18 protein-coding genes are annotated in these 15,815 nt (G+C 69.5%); 12 read left to right on the forward strand and 6 right to left on the reverse strand.

The window, feature by feature from the left end:
* Positions 1-213 precede the first annotated feature (213 nt).
* From ORI60_RS36355 to hrcA, 3 genes are read right to left on the reverse strand one after another with little or no spacing between them, the layout of a single operon-like run.
* The gene (locus tag ORI60_RS36355) at positions 214-945 is read right to left on the reverse strand and encodes a 16S rRNA (uracil(1498)-N(3))-methyltransferase (protein ID WP_266042542.1); all 732 of its coding nucleotides are present in this window, start codon (positions 943-945) and stop codon (positions 214-216) included.
* Positions 942-2,090: a molecular chaperone DnaJ gene (dnaJ, locus tag ORI60_RS36360; protein WP_266042586.1), complete on the reverse strand. Its 1,149-nt coding sequence runs from the start codon at positions 2,088-2,090 to the stop codon at positions 942-944. The genes ORI60_RS36355 and dnaJ overlap by 4 nt, the downstream gene beginning before the upstream one ends.
* A 43-nt stretch (positions 2,091-2,133) precedes the next feature.
* Positions 2,134-3,156, reverse strand: a complete 1,023-nt coding sequence (gene hrcA, locus ORI60_RS36365) for a heat-inducible transcriptional repressor HrcA (protein WP_266042543.1) — start codon at positions 3,154-3,156, stop codon at positions 2,134-2,136.
* 124 nt (positions 3,157-3,280) lie between these two features.
* Here hrcA and ORI60_RS36370 point away from each other — a divergent pair, with 124 nt between their 5' ends.
* Positions 3,281-3,475, forward strand: a complete 195-nt coding sequence (locus ORI60_RS36370) for a hypothetical protein (RefSeq protein WP_266042544.1) — start codon at positions 3,281-3,283, stop codon at positions 3,473-3,475.
* Here ORI60_RS36370 and hemW read toward each other — a convergent pair whose 3' ends face one another.
* Positions 3,476-4,684: a radical SAM family heme chaperone HemW gene (hemW, locus tag ORI60_RS36375; RefSeq protein ID WP_266042545.1), complete on the reverse strand. Its 1,209-nt coding sequence runs from the start codon at positions 4,682-4,684 to the stop codon at positions 3,476-3,478. It lies immediately after the preceding gene.
* A 370-nt stretch (positions 4,685-5,054) separates the two neighbouring features.
* On the opposite strand from hemW, the gene ORI60_RS36380 reads away from it, so the two are divergent.
* The 11 genes from ORI60_RS36380 (at position 5,055) to ORI60_RS36430 (ending at position 14,718) form a co-directional block, all read left to right on the forward strand.
* Positions 5,055-6,734, forward strand: a complete 1,680-nt coding sequence (locus ORI60_RS36380) for a nitrite/sulfite reductase (RefSeq protein ID WP_266042546.1) — start codon at positions 5,055-5,057, stop codon at positions 6,732-6,734.
* Positions 6,731-6,889: a hypothetical protein gene (locus ORI60_RS36385; protein WP_030472080.1), complete on the forward strand. Its 159-nt coding sequence runs from the start codon at positions 6,731-6,733 to the stop codon at positions 6,887-6,889. Before ORI60_RS36380 ends, ORI60_RS36385 begins: the two co-directional genes overlap by 4 nt.
* Positions 6,886-7,581: a phosphoadenylyl-sulfate reductase gene (locus tag ORI60_RS36390; RefSeq protein ID WP_266042547.1), complete on the forward strand. Its 696-nt coding sequence runs from the start codon at positions 6,886-6,888 to the stop codon at positions 7,579-7,581. Before ORI60_RS36385 ends, ORI60_RS36390 begins: the two co-directional genes overlap by 4 nt.
* Entirely contained in the window at positions 7,578-8,477 is a 900-nt protein-coding gene (gene cysD / locus ORI60_RS36395; RefSeq protein ID WP_266042548.1) for a sulfate adenylyltransferase subunit CysD, read from the forward strand. The genes ORI60_RS36390 and cysD overlap by 4 nt, the downstream gene beginning before the upstream one ends.
* The gene (locus ORI60_RS36400; RefSeq protein WP_266042549.1) at positions 8,478-9,821 is read left to right on the forward strand and encodes a sulfate adenylyltransferase subunit 1; all 1,344 of its coding nucleotides are present in this window, start codon (positions 8,478-8,480) and stop codon (positions 9,819-9,821) included.
* A gap of 14 nt (positions 9,822-9,835) precedes the next feature.
* Entirely contained in the window at positions 9,836-10,885 is a 1,050-nt protein-coding gene (locus ORI60_RS36405) for an ABC transporter substrate-binding protein (protein WP_266042550.1), read from the forward strand.
* Positions 10,886-10,915: 30 nt separating this feature from the next.
* The gene (locus tag ORI60_RS36410) at positions 10,916-11,692 is read left to right on the forward strand and encodes an ABC transporter ATP-binding protein (RefSeq protein WP_266042551.1); all 777 of its coding nucleotides are present in this window, start codon (positions 10,916-10,918) and stop codon (positions 11,690-11,692) included.
* A complete protein-coding gene (locus ORI60_RS36415) occupies positions 11,676-12,548 on the forward strand; it encodes an ABC transporter permease (protein ID WP_266042552.1) in 873 nt (290 codons plus the stop codon). The genes ORI60_RS36410 and ORI60_RS36415 overlap by 17 nt, the downstream gene beginning before the upstream one ends.
* The gene (locus ORI60_RS36420; protein WP_266042553.1) at positions 12,545-13,240 is read left to right on the forward strand and encodes a sirohydrochlorin chelatase; all 696 of its coding nucleotides are present in this window, start codon (positions 12,545-12,547) and stop codon (positions 13,238-13,240) included. Before ORI60_RS36415 ends, ORI60_RS36420 begins: the two co-directional genes overlap by 4 nt.
* 79 nt (positions 13,241-13,319) lie before the next feature.
* The gene (locus tag ORI60_RS36425) at positions 13,320-13,841 is read left to right on the forward strand and encodes a hypothetical protein (protein WP_266042554.1); all 522 of its coding nucleotides are present in this window, start codon (positions 13,320-13,322) and stop codon (positions 13,839-13,841) included.
* A gap of 265 nt (positions 13,842-14,106) precedes the next feature.
* A complete protein-coding gene (locus ORI60_RS36430) occupies positions 14,107-14,718 on the forward strand; it encodes a cyclase (RefSeq protein WP_266042555.1) in 612 nt (203 codons plus the stop codon).
* Between the two features lie 30 nt (positions 14,719-14,748).
* Here ORI60_RS36430 and ORI60_RS36435 read toward each other — a convergent pair whose 3' ends face one another.
* Both ORI60_RS36435 and ORI60_RS36440 read right to left on the reverse strand, forming a co-directional pair.
* Complete coding sequence (locus ORI60_RS36435) at positions 14,749-15,201, reverse strand: MarR family winged helix-turn-helix transcriptional regulator (protein WP_266042556.1); 453 nt, start codon at positions 15,199-15,201, stop codon at positions 14,749-14,751.
* On the reverse strand, positions 15,188-15,802 hold the full coding sequence (locus tag ORI60_RS36440) for a DJ-1/PfpI family protein (RefSeq protein WP_266042557.1): 615 nt from the start codon (positions 15,800-15,802) through the stop codon (positions 15,188-15,190). The genes ORI60_RS36435 and ORI60_RS36440 overlap by 14 nt, the downstream gene beginning before the upstream one ends.
* Positions 15,803-15,815 lie beyond the last annotated feature (13 nt).

The raw sequence follows: 15,815 nt of genomic DNA on the forward strand, positions 1-15,815 counted from the left end.
GAAGCCTGGGGGTCGCTTCGCCGCGAGGCGCCGACGCCGGACCGAGGGGGGAGGTGTCCGGCGAGTCTTTTGGTCAGAAGGTCTAATCGTCTACTCCGTTTCCGGATAGACCAATCAGCCCCACTGCGAACAAGAGTAACCCCAACCGCCTGCGGTTCGCTACAACTTGCGTCAAGCCAATCCATCCGATGTTCACCCTAGGAGTGATCGGGGTCACCACCTAGCAGTACGTACCCCAATGGCACCAAGAGCAACCGCCGCGGCGGTAGATGCACGCAGAACGGTTGGCCCCAATCGGACGATCCGGGCACCCGAAGATCGCAACGCGTCGAGTTCCTCCGGCGTGATTCCGCCTTCGGGACCCACGACGAGCAGCACGTCCCCGGAATCGGGCAACGCGACGTCCGCGAGCCGTTCGGTCGCACTCTCGTGCAACACGAGAGTGAGCGCCGACGACGACACGCGATGAGAAAGCTGGTTCGTGCTCACGGGTTCGTCGACGAACGGCACCCGCGCGCGGCGGGCCTGCTTGGCCGCCTCACGAACCGTGGATCGCCAGCGCCCCAACGCCTTCGCGCCGCGCGGGCCGTCCTCCCACTTCGCCACGCAGCGGGCCGCGCGCCACGGCACCACACCGTCCACACCGGCCTCGGTGGCCAGCTCGACCGCCAGCTCGCCCCGGTCGCCCTTCACCAGGGCCTGGGCGAGCACGACGCGCGGTGCCGGTTCGGGCTCCACCCAGCGCTCGACCACGCGCACCGCCAGGGCGTCCTTCTCCACCGCCACCACGACGCAGCGCACCTGGGCACCGGAACCGTCCGACAGCACGAGTTCCTCACCCGCGCGCAACCGCTTCACGGTGGCGGCGTGCCGGCCTTCCGGGCCGTCGAGCACGAACTCCTCACCGGAGGGCAACGCCTCGACGAGGAAGACCGGCAGGGTCACCGGTGGCCGCGCGAGGAGCGCAGGCGGGAGAACAGCCCGCCGCCGCCCTTGCCGTTGTGCGACAGCGAGGGCTCGTTCTCCCCGCGCATCTCGGCCAGGTCGCGCAGCAACGAGGCCTGCGCGGCGTCGAGCTTGGTCGGCACGACCACCTCGAGGTGCACGTGCAGGTCGCCGCGGCCGTCGACACGGCCGGTGGACCGCAGCTTCGGCATGCCGCGGCCGGTCATGACGAGCTGCGTGCCCGGCTGCGTGCCGGGGTCGATCTGCAGTTCTTCCTCGCCGTCCAGGGTCTTCAACGGCAACGTGGCGCCCAGGGCGGCCGTCGTCATCGGGATCTGGACGATGCAGTGCAGGTCGGCGCCGTCGCGTTCGAAGATCTCGTGCGGGTGCTCCTCGACCTCGACGTAGAGGTCACCGGCCGGGCCGCCGCCGGGACCGACCTCGCCCTGGCCCGCGAGGCGCACGCGCATGCCCTCGGCGACACCGGCGGGGATGTTCACGGAGATCGTGCGGCGCGACCGCGTGCGGCCGTCACCCGAGCACTGCTGGCACGGGTCGGGGATGACCTCGCCGTAGCCGCGGCACACCGGGCACGGGCGCGAGGTGACGACCTGGCCGAGGAACGAGCGCTGCACCGACTGCACCTCGCCGCGGCCGTGGCAGGTGTCGCACTGCACCGGCTTGGAGTTGTTCTGGGTGCCGGCGCCGTGGCAGCGGTCGCACAGGATCGCGGTGTCCACCGTGAGCTCACGGGTGGCGCCCGCCGCGCACTCCTCCAGCGTCATGTCGAGCCGGATCAGCGCGTCGGAACCGGGCTGCACGCGGCTGCGCGGCCCGCGGCCGCCACCGGGCGACGCACCGAAGAAGGCGTCCATGATGTCGCCGAGGCCGAAGCCCGCGAACGGGTCACCACCCGCTCGGCCACCGCCGCCCGAGTCGAGCGGGTCGCCTCCCAGGTCGACGACGCGGCGCTTCTCGGGGTTCGACAACACCTCGTAGGCGGCCGTCACCTCCTTGAAGCGGGCCTCCTCGTTGGGATTGACGTCCGGGTGCAGCTGCCTCGCGAGCTTGCGATAGGCGCGCTTGATCTCATCCTGTGTCGCGTTCTGCGAGACACCGAGGATGCCGTAGTAATCCCTGGCCACCTTGTTCGCTTTCGTGTTCATCTCAAGTGCAAGACGTTTCTGGTCAACGACCGGTCAGGATCTCACCGACATAGCTGGCGACCGCGCGCACGGCGGCCATGGTCCCGGGGTAGTCCATGCGCGTCGGTCCGACGACGCCCAGGCCCCCGAGCGGGTTGTCCCGGCTGCCGTAGCCGATGGACACCACGGAGGTGCTGCGCATCTCGGCGGCCTCGTTCTCCTCGCCGATGCGCACCAGCACGCGACCGGGGTCGCGGGAGGCGGCGAGCAGCTTGAGCACGACGACCTGCTCCTCCAGCGCCTCCAGCACCTGCCGCAGCGAGCCCGGGAAGTCGGTGATGCTGCGCGTGAGGTTCGCGGTACCGCCGAGCACGAGCCGTTCCTCGGGGTGCTCCACCAGCGTCTCGATGAGCACAGTAGCGACTCGCAGCATCGGGTCGCGCAGGTTCGACGGAACCTCGTCCGGCAGCTCGGCGACCTTGGCGCTCGCCTCGGCGAGCCGCTGCCCCGCCATCGCCTGGTTCAGCACGCCGCGCAGCTGGGCCGTGTGCTCCTCGCTGATCACGTCCCCGAGCTCGACGATGCGCTGGTCGACGCGGCCGGTGTCGGTGATGAGCACCAGCATCAGCCGCGACGGCGTGATCGGCAGCACCTCCAGGTGCCGCACGGCCGCGCGCGACAGCGTCGGCACCTGGATCACCGCCACCTGCCGGGTCAGCTGCGCGAGCAACCGCACGCTGCGGCGCATCACGTCGTCGAGGTCGATCGCGCCGTCGAGGAAGCTGCGGATGGCCCGCCTCTCGGCCTGCGAGAGCGGCTTGATCTCGCTCAGCTTGTCGACGAAGAGCCGGTAGCCCTTGTCGGTCGGCACGCGCCCCGCGCTGGTGTGCGGCTGGGCGATGTACCCCTCGTCCTCCAGCGCGGCCATGTCGTTGCGCACGGTCGCGCTCGACACACCCAGGTTGTGCCGGTCGACCAGGGCTTTCGACCCCACGGGCTCCTGGTTGGACACGTAGTCGGCAACGATGGCGCGAAGCACCTCGAAACGACGCTCATCGGCGTTCACCGCTGTTCACCTCCATGTCCGTGCTCCCGAGTTTACCCAGCCCGTTTCCTGCTCGGTGCGCGCTCTGAAGTCGTGCTCGATCCGGGCTCCGGTTTTTGTCGGTGCTGGTCGCTAGGGTCCAAACGTGGACAACGTTGTGTGGCTGCGGCCACCCGGCAAACCATGCCTGGTGCTCAGCGACGACGAGTGGTGGAAGGGCTCGGTCGTCTGGGAGGAGACCCGCAGGGAGGACGGGCTCTGGTGGGGCACGGTCACGTACGACAAACAAGGACAGAAGATCACCGAGGTGCGCAGCCAGCACGACCTGCGCGCCCGCTGATCAGGGAAGCAGGCGCCTGACCACGGCGTCGGCCAGCAGGCGGCCGCGGTCGGTGAGCACGCAGCGGTCGTCGTGCGGCTCGAGAAGTCCGTCGGCGATCGCCTGCTTCGCCTCCTCGCGGCCGGCGTCGTCCAGCACGTCCACGGGCAGGCCTTCGGCGAGGCGCAGTTCCAGCAGCACCCGTTCGACGCGCTGGTCCTCGGCCGACAGCGTCTCGCGGCCCGCGGCGGGTGACTTGCCCTCGGCGAGCAGGGCCGAGTAGCGGGCCGGGTGCTTCACGTTCCAGAAGCGCACCCCGCCCACGTGGCTGTGCGCGCCGGGGCCGAAGCCCCACCAGTCGGCGCCCTTCCAGTACAGGACGTTGTGCCGGCACTGCGCCTGCGCGGACGTCGCCCAGTTCGACACCTCGTACCAGGTGAAGCCGGCGCCGCTGAGCACAGAGTCGACCATCTCGTAGGACGAGGCGAGCACGTCGTCGTCGGGCATGGGCAGGTCGCCGCGGCGGATGCGGCGGGCGAGGCCGGTGCCGTCCTCCACGATCAGCGCGTAGGCGGACACGTGGTCGACGCCCGCGGCCAGCACGGCGTCGAGGGACTCGGCCAGATCCGAGGGCCGCTCCCCCGGTGTGCCGTAGATCAGGTCCAGGTTCACGTGGTCGAATCCGGCTGCCCGCGCCTCACGGGCGGCTTCACCCGGACGGCCGGGCGTGTGTTTGCGGTCGAGCACGGCGAGAACGTGCCGTGCGGCGGACTGCATGCCCAGGGACACGCGCGTGTAGCCAGCCGAACGAATCCCTTCGAAGAACGGAACAGACGTCGATTCGGGGTTCGACTCCGTCGTCACCTCGGCGCCGGGGGCCAGGCCGAACGACTGCCGCACCGCGTCCAGCACGTCGCCGAGGCCCGAGGCGCCCAGCAGCGACGGGGTGCCGCCGCCGACGAACACGGTCTGAGCGGGCACGGCGGACCCGAGGACGGACGCGGCCAGGTCCAGCTCGCGGCGCAGGCCCTCCAGCCACGACTCCGGTGACGCGGAGGAACCGAGCTCACCGGGCGTGTAGGTGTTGAAGTCGCAGTAGCCGCACCGGGTCGCGCAGAACGGCACGTGCACGTAGACGCCGAACGGGCGCGAGCCGACACCGGCGAGAGCGGAAGGGGGAAGCGAACCGTCGGCGGGCGCGGGCTCGCCATCGGGCAAAGCGGAGGGCATGACTCCCAGTGTCCCCTACCCGGCCCGAATGGCGGTGTTCGACCAGCGGAAGTATCTGTCGGTGACAGAATTATCACGGAGTGAAATCGGCCCACGATGTCAACTTCCCCTCGGGGATCCCAGCATGCGGTTGGCGGTGGACCACGCACTGGACGGCATGCACACTGAGGTCATGCATTCGACTGGAGTCCGCCTCGTGGCCCGCCGCCACGTCGACTTCCGTCGTGTCTCCAGCGCGATGTGCCGTCGTTCGGCATGACCGCGCGCTGATTTGTTCCCGTCAGCGCCCGGCGCGCTGACGACGCCCCCACCACGAGCACCTCCGGGCTTCGCACGCGCACCGAGCGCCACGAAACCCCGGAGGATGGCGATGGCCACGCCGCAGACGTCACCGCGCGCCAAGCAGCGTCGCGGCGAGGGGCAGTGGGCACTCGGTTACCGAGAGCCGTTGAACCCCAACGAGCGGAGCAAGAAGGACGACAACCCGCTCAACGTCCGCGCCCGCATCGAGAACATCTACGCCCACGGCGGTTTCGACTCGATCGACCCGGCCGACCTGCGCGGACGGTTCCGCTGGTACGGCCTCTACACCCAGCGCAAGCCCGGCATCGACGGCGGCCGCACGGCCACGCTGGAGCCGGAGGAGCTGGACGACGAGTTCTTCATGATGCGCGTCCGCAGTGACGGCGGTGCGCTCACCACGGAGCAGTTGACGGTCCTCGGCGAGATCTCGCAGACCTACGCCCGGGACACCGCGGACATCACCGACCGGCAGAACATCCAGTACCACTGGATCCGGGTCGAGGACGTTCCCACGATCTGGCAGAAGCTCGAAGCCGTCGGCCTGACGACGATGGAGGCGTGCGGCGACAGCCCGCGCGTCATCCTCGGTTCGCCGGTCGCGGGCATCTCGCAGGACGAGATCATCAACGGGCAGCCGGCGATCGACACGATCCTCGAGCGCTACATCGGCGACCCGCGCTTCTCCAACCTGCCGCGCAAGTTCAAGACGGCCATCTCCGGTCTGCAGGACGTCGCGCACGAGATCCACGACATCGCGTTCGTCGGTGTGAACCACCCCGAGCACGGGCCGGGCTTCGACCTCTGGGTCGGCGGCGGCCTGTCCACGAACCCCATGCTGGGCAAGCGCCTGGGCGCCTGGGTGCCGCTCGACGAGGTGCCGGACGTGTGGGAAGCCGTCATCAGCGTCTTCCGCGACTACGGCTACCGCCGCCTGCGCCACCGCGCGCGCATCAAGTTCCTCGTCGCCGACTGGGGCCCGGAGAAGTTCCGCCAGGTCGTCGAGGACGAGTACCTCAAGCGCAAGATGATCGACGGTCCAGCGCCGGAGACCCTGGACCAGCAGCTCGACCACATCGGCGTGCACAAGCAGAAGGACGGCCTGTTCTACGTCGGCGCCGCGCCGGTCGCGGGCCGCGTGTCGGGGTCGATCCTCGTCGAGGTGGCGAAGTTCGCCGAGCGGGCCGGCTCGAACCGCGTCCGCTTCACGCCGCAGCAGAAGATCATCGTGCTGGACGTGCCCGAGGCCGAGATCCCCGCGCTCAAGAGCGATCTCGCCAAGCTGGGCCTGCAGGTCGACCCGTCGCCGTGGCGCAGGGGAATCATGGCCTGCACCGGCATCGAGTTCTGCAAGCTCGCGATCGTCGAGACGAAGGCGCGTGCCCTCGACCTGGTCACGCAGCTCGAAGCCAACCTCAAGGACATCGTCGACGGGGTCACGGCGCCGATCACCGTGCACATCAACGGCTGCCCCAACTCCTGCGCCCGCATCCAGACCGCGGACATCGGCCTCAAGGGCCAGATCGTCACCGACGAGCAGGGCAACCAGGTCGAGGGCTTCCAGGTGCACCTCGGCGGCGGCCTCGGCCTCGACGCCGGATTCGGCCGGAAGCTGCGCGGCCACAAGGTGACCGCGGCCGAACTGCCCGAGTACGTCGAGCGGGTCGTGCGGAACTTCGTCGCCCAGCGCGAGACCGACGAGCGTTTCGCGCAGTGGGTCGCCAGGGCGGAAGAGGGTTCGCTGCGATGAGTGAAAGGGCGACGCCGTTCTACTGCCCCTACTGCGGCGACGAGGACCTCCGGCCGCAGGAGGAACCCAGCTACGCGTGGCTGTGCACCGGGTGCCGCCGCGTCTTCAAGGTCTCGTTCGTCGGGCTCAACCTGCCGCAGGAGGTGAAGAAGTGAGCGATCTCAAGGAAGACCTCAGGATCGTCGCCGAGGCCGCGGAACTGGAGCTGAAGGACGCGACCGCCGAAGAGGCGCTGGAGTGGGTGGCGCGGACGTTCGGCGACAACTACATCGTCGCCTCCAACATGCAGGACGCCGTGCTGATCGACCTCGCCGCCAAGGTGAAGCCGAACTTCGACGTGCTGTTCCTGGAGACGGGCTACCACTTCCCGGAGACCATCGGCGTGCGCGACGCCGTCGGGGTCGTCTACCCGGAGGTGCGCATCGTCAACGCCGCCGCCGAGCAGTCGGTCGCGGACCAGGAGGCGGAGTTCGGCCTGTTGTACCAGTCGGATCCGGCGAAGTGCTGCAACCTGCGCAAGGTCGTGCCGCTGCGCCGGGAGCTCGCGAAGTACGACGCGTGGGTCACCGGCGTGCGCCGCGTGGACGCCCCGACGCGGGCGAACACTCCGATCGTGCAGTGGGACGAGCGCAACGGCCTGGTGAAGATCAACCCGATCGCGCCGTGGAGCGACGACGAGTTCAACGCCTACATCCGCGAGAAGGGCGTCCTCGAGAACCTGTTGGTGCAGGAGGGGTATCCCTCCATCGGCTGCCTGCCGTGCACCGCCAAGCCGCTGCCGGGGCAGGACGCGCGCAGCGGTCGCTGGGCCGGTCAGGCGAAGACGGAATGTGGGTTGCACGGATGACACTGGCTCTGGACACCCTGGGACGCCTCGAATCCGAGGCGATTCACATCTTCCGCGAGGTCGCGGGCGAGTTCGACCGGCCGGTGATCCTCTTCTCCGGCGGCAAGGACTCGACGCTGCTGCTGCACCTCGCGATCAAGGCGTTCTACCCGGCGCCGGTGCCGTTCCCGCTGCTGCACGTCGACACCGGGCACAACTTCGACGAGGTCATCGAGTTCCGCGACCGCGTCGTGGCACAGCACGGTCTGCGCCTGGAGGTCGCGAAGGTCCAGGACTGGATCGACGACGGCCGTCTCGAGGAGCGCCCGGACGGCACGCGCAACCCGCTGCAGACCGTGCCGCTGCTGGACTCCATCACGCAGCACAAGTTCGACGCGGTCTTCGGCGGCGGCCGCCGGGACGAGGAACGCGCCCGCGCCAAGGAGCGGATCTTCAGCCTGCGCACGGCGTTCGGCCAGTGGGACCCGAAGCGCCAGCGGCCGGAGCTGTGGAACCTCTACAACGGCCGGCACCGCGCCGGTGAGCACGTCCGCGTGTTCCCGCTGTCGAACTGGACCGAGCTCGACGTGTGGAACTACATCGAGCGCGAGGGCATCGAGCTCCCGGACATCTACTACTCGCACCAGCGCGACGTGTTCCTGCGCGACGGCATGTGGCTCGCCGAGGGCCCGTGGGGCACCGCGCGCGAGGGCGAGACGTTGCTGCGCAAGACGGTTCGTTACCGCACGGTCGGCGACGGCTCCTGCACGGGTGCCGTCGAGTCCGACGCCGCCGACATCCACGCGGTGATCGCCGAGGTCGCCGCGTCACGACTGACCGAGCGCGGCGCCACGCGGGCCGACGACCGGCTGTCCGAGGCCGCCATGGAAGACCGCAAGCGGGAGGGCTACTTCTAAATGAGCGACCTGTTGAGGCTGGCCACCGCGGGCAGCGTGGACGATGGGAAGTCCACGCTCGTCGGCAGGTTGCTCTACGACACCAAGTCCGTGCTCGCGGACACGCTCGACGCCGTGCACCGCGCGAGCGCCGACCGCGGTCTCGCGACGCCGGACCTGTCACTGCTGGTGGACGGCCTGCGTTCGGAACGCGAGCAGGGCATCACGATCGACGTGGCGTACCGCTACTTCGCGACGCCCAAGCGGTCGTTCGTGCTCGCCGACACCCCCGGCCACGTCCAGTACACCCGCAACACCGTCACCGGCGCCTCCACCGCGCAGCTCGCGGTCCTGCTCGTCGACGCGCGCAAGGGCGTCATCGAGCAGACCCGGCGCCACGCGGCGGTCCTCGCGCTGCTGGGCGTGCCGCGGCTCGTCCTGGCGGTCAACAAGATCGACCTCGTGGACTACGACGAGGTGACGTTCTCCCGCATCGCCAAGGAGTTCACGGCGCACGCCACGGCCCTCGGCTACACCGAGGACGCGGTCGTCGAGATCCCGGTGTCCGCGCTGGCGGGCGACAACGTCGTGGAGAAGTCCGCGAACACGCCCTGGTACTCCGGCCCGACCCTGCTGGAGCACCTGGAGAACGTGCCGGTCGAGCCCGACCCGCACGACGCGCCGTTCCGCTTCCCCGTGCAGTACGTGATCCGCCCGCGCACCGCCGAGCACCTCGACTACCGCGGGTACGCCGGTCTGATCGCGGCGGGCACGGTCAAGCCGGGCGATGAGATCGTCGTGCTGCCCTCCGGCCGTCGCTCGACGGTCACCAAGATCGACACGGCGGACGGCGAACTGACCGAGGCGGCGGCCGGCCAGTCCGTCACGCTGCTGCTGGCCGACGACATCGACATCTCGCGCGGCGACCTGATCTCGGTGGCGGGCAACGAACCCACCGTCACCGACGAGCTGGACGCCACCCTCTGCTGGCTCGCGGAGAAGCCGCTGCGGCCCGGCGCCCGAGTCCTCGTCAAGCACGGCACGCGCACCGTGCAGGCGATGGTCACCGACCTGCGCGACCGCTTCGACGAGCAGAACCTGTCCAGTGTGGACAGTCCTGGCTCGCTGGAGCTCAACGAGATCGGCCGAGTGGCTCTGCGACTCGCGGAGCCCGTTCCGCTGGACGACTACAGCTTCAGCCGGCGCACCGGGTCCTTCCTGGTGATCGACGCGAGTGACGGTTCCACTCTCGCCGCCGGACTGGTCGGGGCTCCGCTGCCGCTGCTTGAGGACGGCGTGGAGAGCTGTACCGGGGGCAGCGCCGCTGCCCCCGACACTCACGCCCTCGTCTCCCCTGGTCCCTGAAAGGCCTCGCTTCCGTGAACCTCAAGCCCGCCATCGCCGTCACCCTGATCGCTCTGACAGCCCTGTCCGGTTGCAGCCGCGCCGGTTCCTCCGACGCCCCCGCCGCCGAGTCCAAGGGTGCCGCCGCCGAGGTCCGCCTCGGGTACTTCCCGAACGTCACCCACGCCGCCGCGCTGATCGGCGTCGACAAGGGCCTGTTCGCGAAGGAGCTCGGCAGCACCAAGCTGACGACGCAGACCTTCAACGCGGGCCCTGACGAGGTGAACGCCCTGCTGGGCGAGTCGCTCGACATCGCGTACATCGGCTCCGGCCCGGCGATCAACGCCTACGCGAAGTCCAAGGGCGAGGCCGTGAAGCTCATCGCGGGTGCCACGTCCGGTGGCGCCCAGCTCGTGGTGAAGCCCGAGATCAACTCGATCGAGGACCTCAAGGGCAAGGTCGTCGCCACGCCGCAGCTCGCGAACACGCAGGACGTGTCGCTGAAGAAGTTCCTCGCGGAGAAGAACCTCACCGGCCAGGTGACCGTGCAGAACGCGGAGAACGCGGCGTCGCTCGACCTGTTCAAGAAGGGCGACATCCAGGCCGCCTGGGCACCGCAGCCGTGGTCGGCGCGCCTGGTCGCCGAGGCCGGTGCCAAGGTGCTGGTGGACGAGAAGACGCTGTGGGAGGGCGGGGCGTTCCCGACCACCGTGGTCATCGTGCGGACGAAGTTCCTGCAGGAGCACCCGGAGACGGTCGAGGCGGTGCTGAGGGGCCACGTCGCCGCGATCGACTGGGCGAAGGCCAACAAGGACGAGGCGAAGAAGTCCGTGAACGCCTCACTGGAGAAGCTCACGTCCAAGAAGCTCGGCGACAAGATCCTCGACGCCGCGTGGGACAACATCGAGCTGACGACCGACGCGCAGGCCAAGTCCTTCCCGCAGCTCGCGAAGGACGCCGTGACGGCGGGCGTGGCGAAGGAGGCCGCGAACGTCGCCGGGTACGCCGACTTCACGTTGCTGAACAAGGTTCTCCAGGCACAGGGCAAGCCGCAGGTGCAAGCAGCCGGACTGGACAAGAAGTAAGTCTTCGACGCCGAGGGAAGGCACACGACCATGACCGCCACGCTCGAGACCACTGTCCCGTCCACTGTGGACACTGCCGTTGAACTGGCCGGAGTCCGGAAGGTGTTCGGCCACGGCAACTCGGCCGTGGTAGCGCTCGACGGCGTCGACCTGAAGGTCAAGCCCGGTGAGTTCGTGTGCCTCCTCGGCGCCTCCGGCTGCGGCAAGAGCACGCTGCTCAACATCGTCGCCGGCCTCGACGCCGCGACGTCCGGCGAGCTGCAGCTCAACACCTCGCGTCCGGCCGTGATGTTCCAGGAGCCCGCGCTGATGCCGTGGCTCACCGCCGCGCGCAACGTCGAGCTGGCACTGCGCTTCGCCGGTGTCGGCCGGCTGGCCCGCAAGCGCCGCGCGCTGCAGCTGCTGGAACTGGTGCGGCTGGGCGACGTCGCGGACAAGCGTCCGCACGAGCTCTCCGGCGGTATGCGTCAGCGCGTGGCCTTGGCTCGCGCGCTGGCGTCCACCACCGTCTCCGCGGACGGCGCTCCCGCCCTGCTGCTGATGGACGAGCCGTTCGCGGCCCTCGACGCCATCACGCGCGACGTGCTGCAGAGCGAGCTGCTGCGCGTCTGGGAGACCACCAACACCGCGATCATCTTCGTGACGCACGACGTGCGCGAGGCCGTTCGCCTCGGCCAGCGCGTCGTCCTGCTGTCCTCGCGTCCCGGCCGTGTCGTGCGCGAGTGGGACGTGACGGACTCCTCGTCCGACGTCCTCGACGAGATCAACACCCACCTGCGAGAGGTCATCAGTGGCCACGCCTCCTGACACGCTCGACAAGGTCGGCGCCGGCCTCGACGCGCTCGATGTTCCCGTCGAGGAGCACAAGCCGCCGGTCTGGCGCCGGTTCCTGAAGACGGGCGTGCCACCCATCATCGCCTTCGCGCTGCTCCTGGGCGTGTGGCAGGCGTTGTGGGCTTCGGCTCTGCTGCCCGAGTTCCAGCTCCCCGCCCCGGTCAACGTGTGGAACGAGCTCGTCCGCTCGATCTCCACCGGCGAGGCGTTCGGCATCCTGTGGACCTCGCTGCACCGTGCGGTGCTCGGGTTCCTGGCGGCCGTCGTGATCGCGACACCGCTGGGGTTGCTCATCGCCAAGGTGCGGGTGGTCCGCGCGGCGATCGGGTCGCTGCTGACGGGCCTGCAGTCACTTCCCTCGGTGGCCTGGGTCCCGGCGGCGATCCTGTGGTTCGGCGTGACGCCGTCCACGATCTACTTCGTGGTGCTGATGGGTTCGGTGCCGTCGATCGCGAACGGCCTCGTGGCGGGCATCGACCAGATCCCGCCGCTGCTGCCGCGCGTGGGACGCGCCCTCGGCGCAGGCCGGCTCGCCTCGGCCCGCCACATCCTGCTGCCCGCCGCCCTGCCCGGCTACCTGGCGGGTCTCAAGCAGGGCTGGGCGTTCTCGTGGCGGTCGCTGATGGCCGCGGAGATCATCGCGACGTCGCCCCAGCTCGGCGTCGGGCTCGGGCAGTACCTGCACAACGGGTCGTCGCTGAACGACATCAACATGGTGATCGCGGCGATCTTCCTGATCCTGCTGGTGGGCATCGGCATCGAGCTGCTGCTGTTCCGGCCGTTGGAGCGCGCCGTGCTGCGGGCGCGCGGACTGACGGGAGCGCTGTGATCCCGCTTGTCGCTGTAGCCCACGGAAGCCGCGACCCTCGTTCGGCCGCGTCGATCCACGCCCTGCTGGACGTCGTGCGGTCGTTGCGACCCGAGCTGGACGTCCGCGGGTGCTTCCTGGACCTGTGCGCACCCCGGCTGAACGACGTGCTGCGCGGCCCCGCCGTGGTCGTGCCCTTGTTGCTGGGCAAGGCTTATCACGCCCGCGTCGACGTCCCGGCCGCCGTGGCCGAGTCCCGCGTGCCTGCCGTGGTGACGGATGTGCTGGGCCCGGACCCGCGACTGGAGTCGGCGGCTCTGCGCCGGCTGTCCGAGGCCGGGGTGTCGTTCGGGGACAGGTCCTTGGGCGTGGTGCTGGCCGGCGCCGGGTCCTCGCACGCTCCGGCGAACGAGGCCGTGGCCCGCGTGGCCCGGCGGTGGGCCCGCGAGTCGGGGTGGGCCGGAGTGGAGGCGGCGTTCGCGTCGATCGCCTCGCCTACCGTGCCCGAGGCGATCGAGAAGCTGAAGGCTCGCGGTGCCACGCGGATCGCCGTGGCGTCGTGGTTCCTGGCGCCGGGCTTGTTGCCGGACAAGGTGGCGAGGCTCGCGGGCGATGCCGTGGTGGCCCAGCCGTTGGGTGACGACGTGGAGGTCGCGCAGCTCGTGCTGGACCGCTACGACTTCGCCCTGGCACGCCGTACGGTGGCCGCTTAGCTTGTCCCGCAAGCAAGTCCTTGGTTGACGTGCAAGCACCCGAACGGGATTTGTCGGTGTCACCTGCGATCCTGTTTGGATGCATATGTTCGTCGACGAGTCGGAGCGGAGCGGCTACCTCATGGCAGCCGTCTTGATCGCCCCGAACGCTTTGCACTCCACGCGCTCGATGATGCGTGGCCTACTGCTGCCCGGCTGTCGGCGAGTGCACTTCAAGACCGAGAAACCCGCCCGCCGCAAGCTGGTCGCCGACAGCCTGGCGCGCTGTGACCTCGTGGTCAACGTCTACGTTGGGCGCGGCAAGAGCGAGAAGGTTCGTTCGAAGCTCCTCCCGCTGCTGGTGGAGGACGCCATCGGCGCCGGTGTCACCCGCCTGGTGCTCGATTCACGTGACCCCGTGGCCAACGGGCGGGACCGGTTGGTGATTGGCACCAGGACCAAGGCCCACGATGCCGGACTGGTGTACGAGCACATCCAGTCGTCTGCCGAGCCCGCGCTGTGGATCAGCGATGCGCTCGCCTGGTGCCACGGCGCAGGCGGCGACTGGAAGCGGCGGATCGCGCCCATCACCGGGACCGTCGTGGACCTGGGCCAGCTCTGAAAAGCGCGAAGCCCAGGCAGCGACCGTCCGGACGCGCACCTGGGCTCACTTCCTCCGCCTAGCGGCGAAGGCTATGCCAGAAGCCTAGCACATTTGAGCCCAACCGCTCCCCCGCGCCACTTCCGGCCGCCGCCACAAGATCGAAGACACAGCGCCGTTCGGGCGATGTGAACCGTGAACTGTTGACGTGAAACCTACTCATGAGTAGTCAGGTGACTACGCCGCGTGCTGGAAGTGTCCCTCGTCCACTCAACGGGGAGAGGCCATGAAGCTAGCCGGAATCGCAGCAGCAGCACTGGTACCGATGCTGATGTTCGCCGCCAACGCGTCAGCAGCTCCGCAGACCATCACCTACAAGCTCCGGGCGAGTGCCGCCGGGCAGTCGTCGGACTTCACGCTCGACCAGGGCGTCGACGCGTCGGCACCCGCGACCGTCGCGCCCAACGGCTCCCTCGCGGTCACGATCGACCCCGCGCCCAACAAGATCCCGACCGAGGCCGGCGGGCGGCAGGTGCGGGAGATCAAGGGTCTCGCGCTGAAGTTGCCGGTGCCCGCCAACTCGAAGTTCCAGTCCGCGTCGCTGGCCGGCGGTTCCGGGCTGGGCGGTACGCCGACGGTCGCCTTGCAGGGCAACGACGTCGTGCTGAGCGTGCCGGGTCCGATCAAGGGCGGCGCGGACTTCGAACTGCCGACCGTCACCATCAACCTGCAGGCGGGCGGCACCGGGACGATCACCACGAAGCTGGGTGGCACCAGCTACGACGCCCCGGGCCTCACCTTCACCGCCGTCGTCACGGTCATCGGGTTCCCGGTCAACGCCGCCGCGAAGGGCTACCCGGACCCGAGCCCCGTGCTGACCACGACCACGATCGGCTAGCGATCCCGATGCCCCACCCCCTGCCGGGCATCAGGACGTAGCCGCGACCAGAGCGGTCATCGTGGCGAGCGTCGTGCGCAGGTCTTCGAGCGAGACCTGCGCACTGACGCGGTTGGCCCACTCGTGCTGCGCGTCCCGCAGCCGTTCGATGGCGGCGAAACCCTCGGGAGTGGGCCGCACCAGCTTCGCGCGGGCGTGCGCCGGGTTCGGCAGGTACTCCGCCAAACCCTTGTCCACCAACAGGTCCGCGATCCGCTGCACGGACTGCCGCGCCAGTCCCATCTCGCGCGCGATGCCCGAGACGGACAGCGGTTCGCGCAGCACCGCGCCGAGCACCTGCCACCACGCCGCGGTCAGGCCGACCGGCTTCGTCATCACCTCGGCCGCGTCGAGGAACGCTCCGTACAAACGGAAAGTCCTCATCACGACGTCGGTCAGCACGTCCCCTGACTCGGTCCTGGGCACCGACTCAGTCCTGGACACTCGCCACCAGCTTCCCGAACGCCTCGGCCGTGTCGTCGCGGTTGAACTCGTACCAGGCCTGCAACGTCCCCGGCGAGAACGTCTCCAGCTCCGCCAGCACCTCGCGGGCGAACTCCAGCGCGGACGCGCCACCGGCCGTGATCACACCGTCCGCGCGCACCACGCGTTCGTCGCGATAGAGAGCCGCGCCGCCGTAAGAACCCAGTGCTCCGGGGAAGTTCGACGTGTGCGGCACGTCGTCGAGCAGTCCCTCGGCCGCCAGCGCGACCGTCGCCCCGCAGATCGCCGCGATCGGCTTGCCCGCCTCGCGGAACCGCCGCGCGAGCTTCCCGAACGCCGCCAGGGAACCGGTTTCCCACTCGTCGCCACCCGGCATGACGAGCATCGCCGCGTCCTGCACCGACACGTCCTCGATGGCGACGTCCGGCAGCATCCGCACACCGCCGACCGTGCGGATCGGATCCGTGGTCAGGCCGACCGTCCGCAGCTCGTAGCGCCCCGGCCGCTGCTGGAACTGCTGCAGGCTCACCTGCGCGGCCACGTGGCCGTACTCCCAGTCGGCGAGCTGGTCGGCCAGGACGAGGTACACCGTCTGTGTCATGACAGCATCCTGT

This window comes from Lentzea sp. NEAU-D7 (assembly GCF_026242055.1).
GTDB lineage: Bacteria > Actinomycetota > Actinomycetes > Mycobacteriales > Pseudonocardiaceae > Lentzea.

Coding starts and splice junctions, on each gene's coding strand:
- ORI60_RS36385 (WP_030472080.1), top strand. CDS start 6,731: ATGAGTGAAAGGGCGACGCCGTTCTACTGCCCCTACTGCGGCGACGAG.
- ORI60_RS36410 (WP_266042551.1), top strand. CDS start 10,916: ATGACCGCCACGCTCGAGACCACTGTCCCGTCCACTGTGGACACTGCC.
- ORI60_RS36425 (WP_266042554.1), top strand. CDS start 13,320: ATGCATATGTTCGTCGACGAGTCGGAGCGGAGCGGCTACCTCATGGCA.
- ORI60_RS36380 (WP_266042546.1), top strand. CDS start 5,055: ATGGCCACGCCGCAGACGTCACCGCGCGCCAAGCAGCGTCGCGGCGAG.
- ORI60_RS36400 (WP_266042549.1), top strand. CDS start 8,478: ATGAGCGACCTGTTGAGGCTGGCCACCGCGGGCAGCGTGGACGATGGG.
- cysD (WP_266042548.1), top strand. CDS start 7,578: ATGACACTGGCTCTGGACACCCTGGGACGCCTCGAATCCGAGGCGATT.
- ORI60_RS36430 (WP_266042555.1), top strand. CDS start 14,107: ATGAAGCTAGCCGGAATCGCAGCAGCAGCACTGGTACCGATGCTGATG.
- ORI60_RS36440 (WP_266042557.1), bottom strand. CDS start 15,802: ATGACACAGACGGTGTACCTCGTCCTGGCCGACCAGCTCGCCGACTGG.
- hemW (WP_266042545.1), bottom strand. CDS start 4,684: ATGCCCTCCGCTTTGCCCGATGGCGAGCCCGCGCCCGCCGACGGTTCG.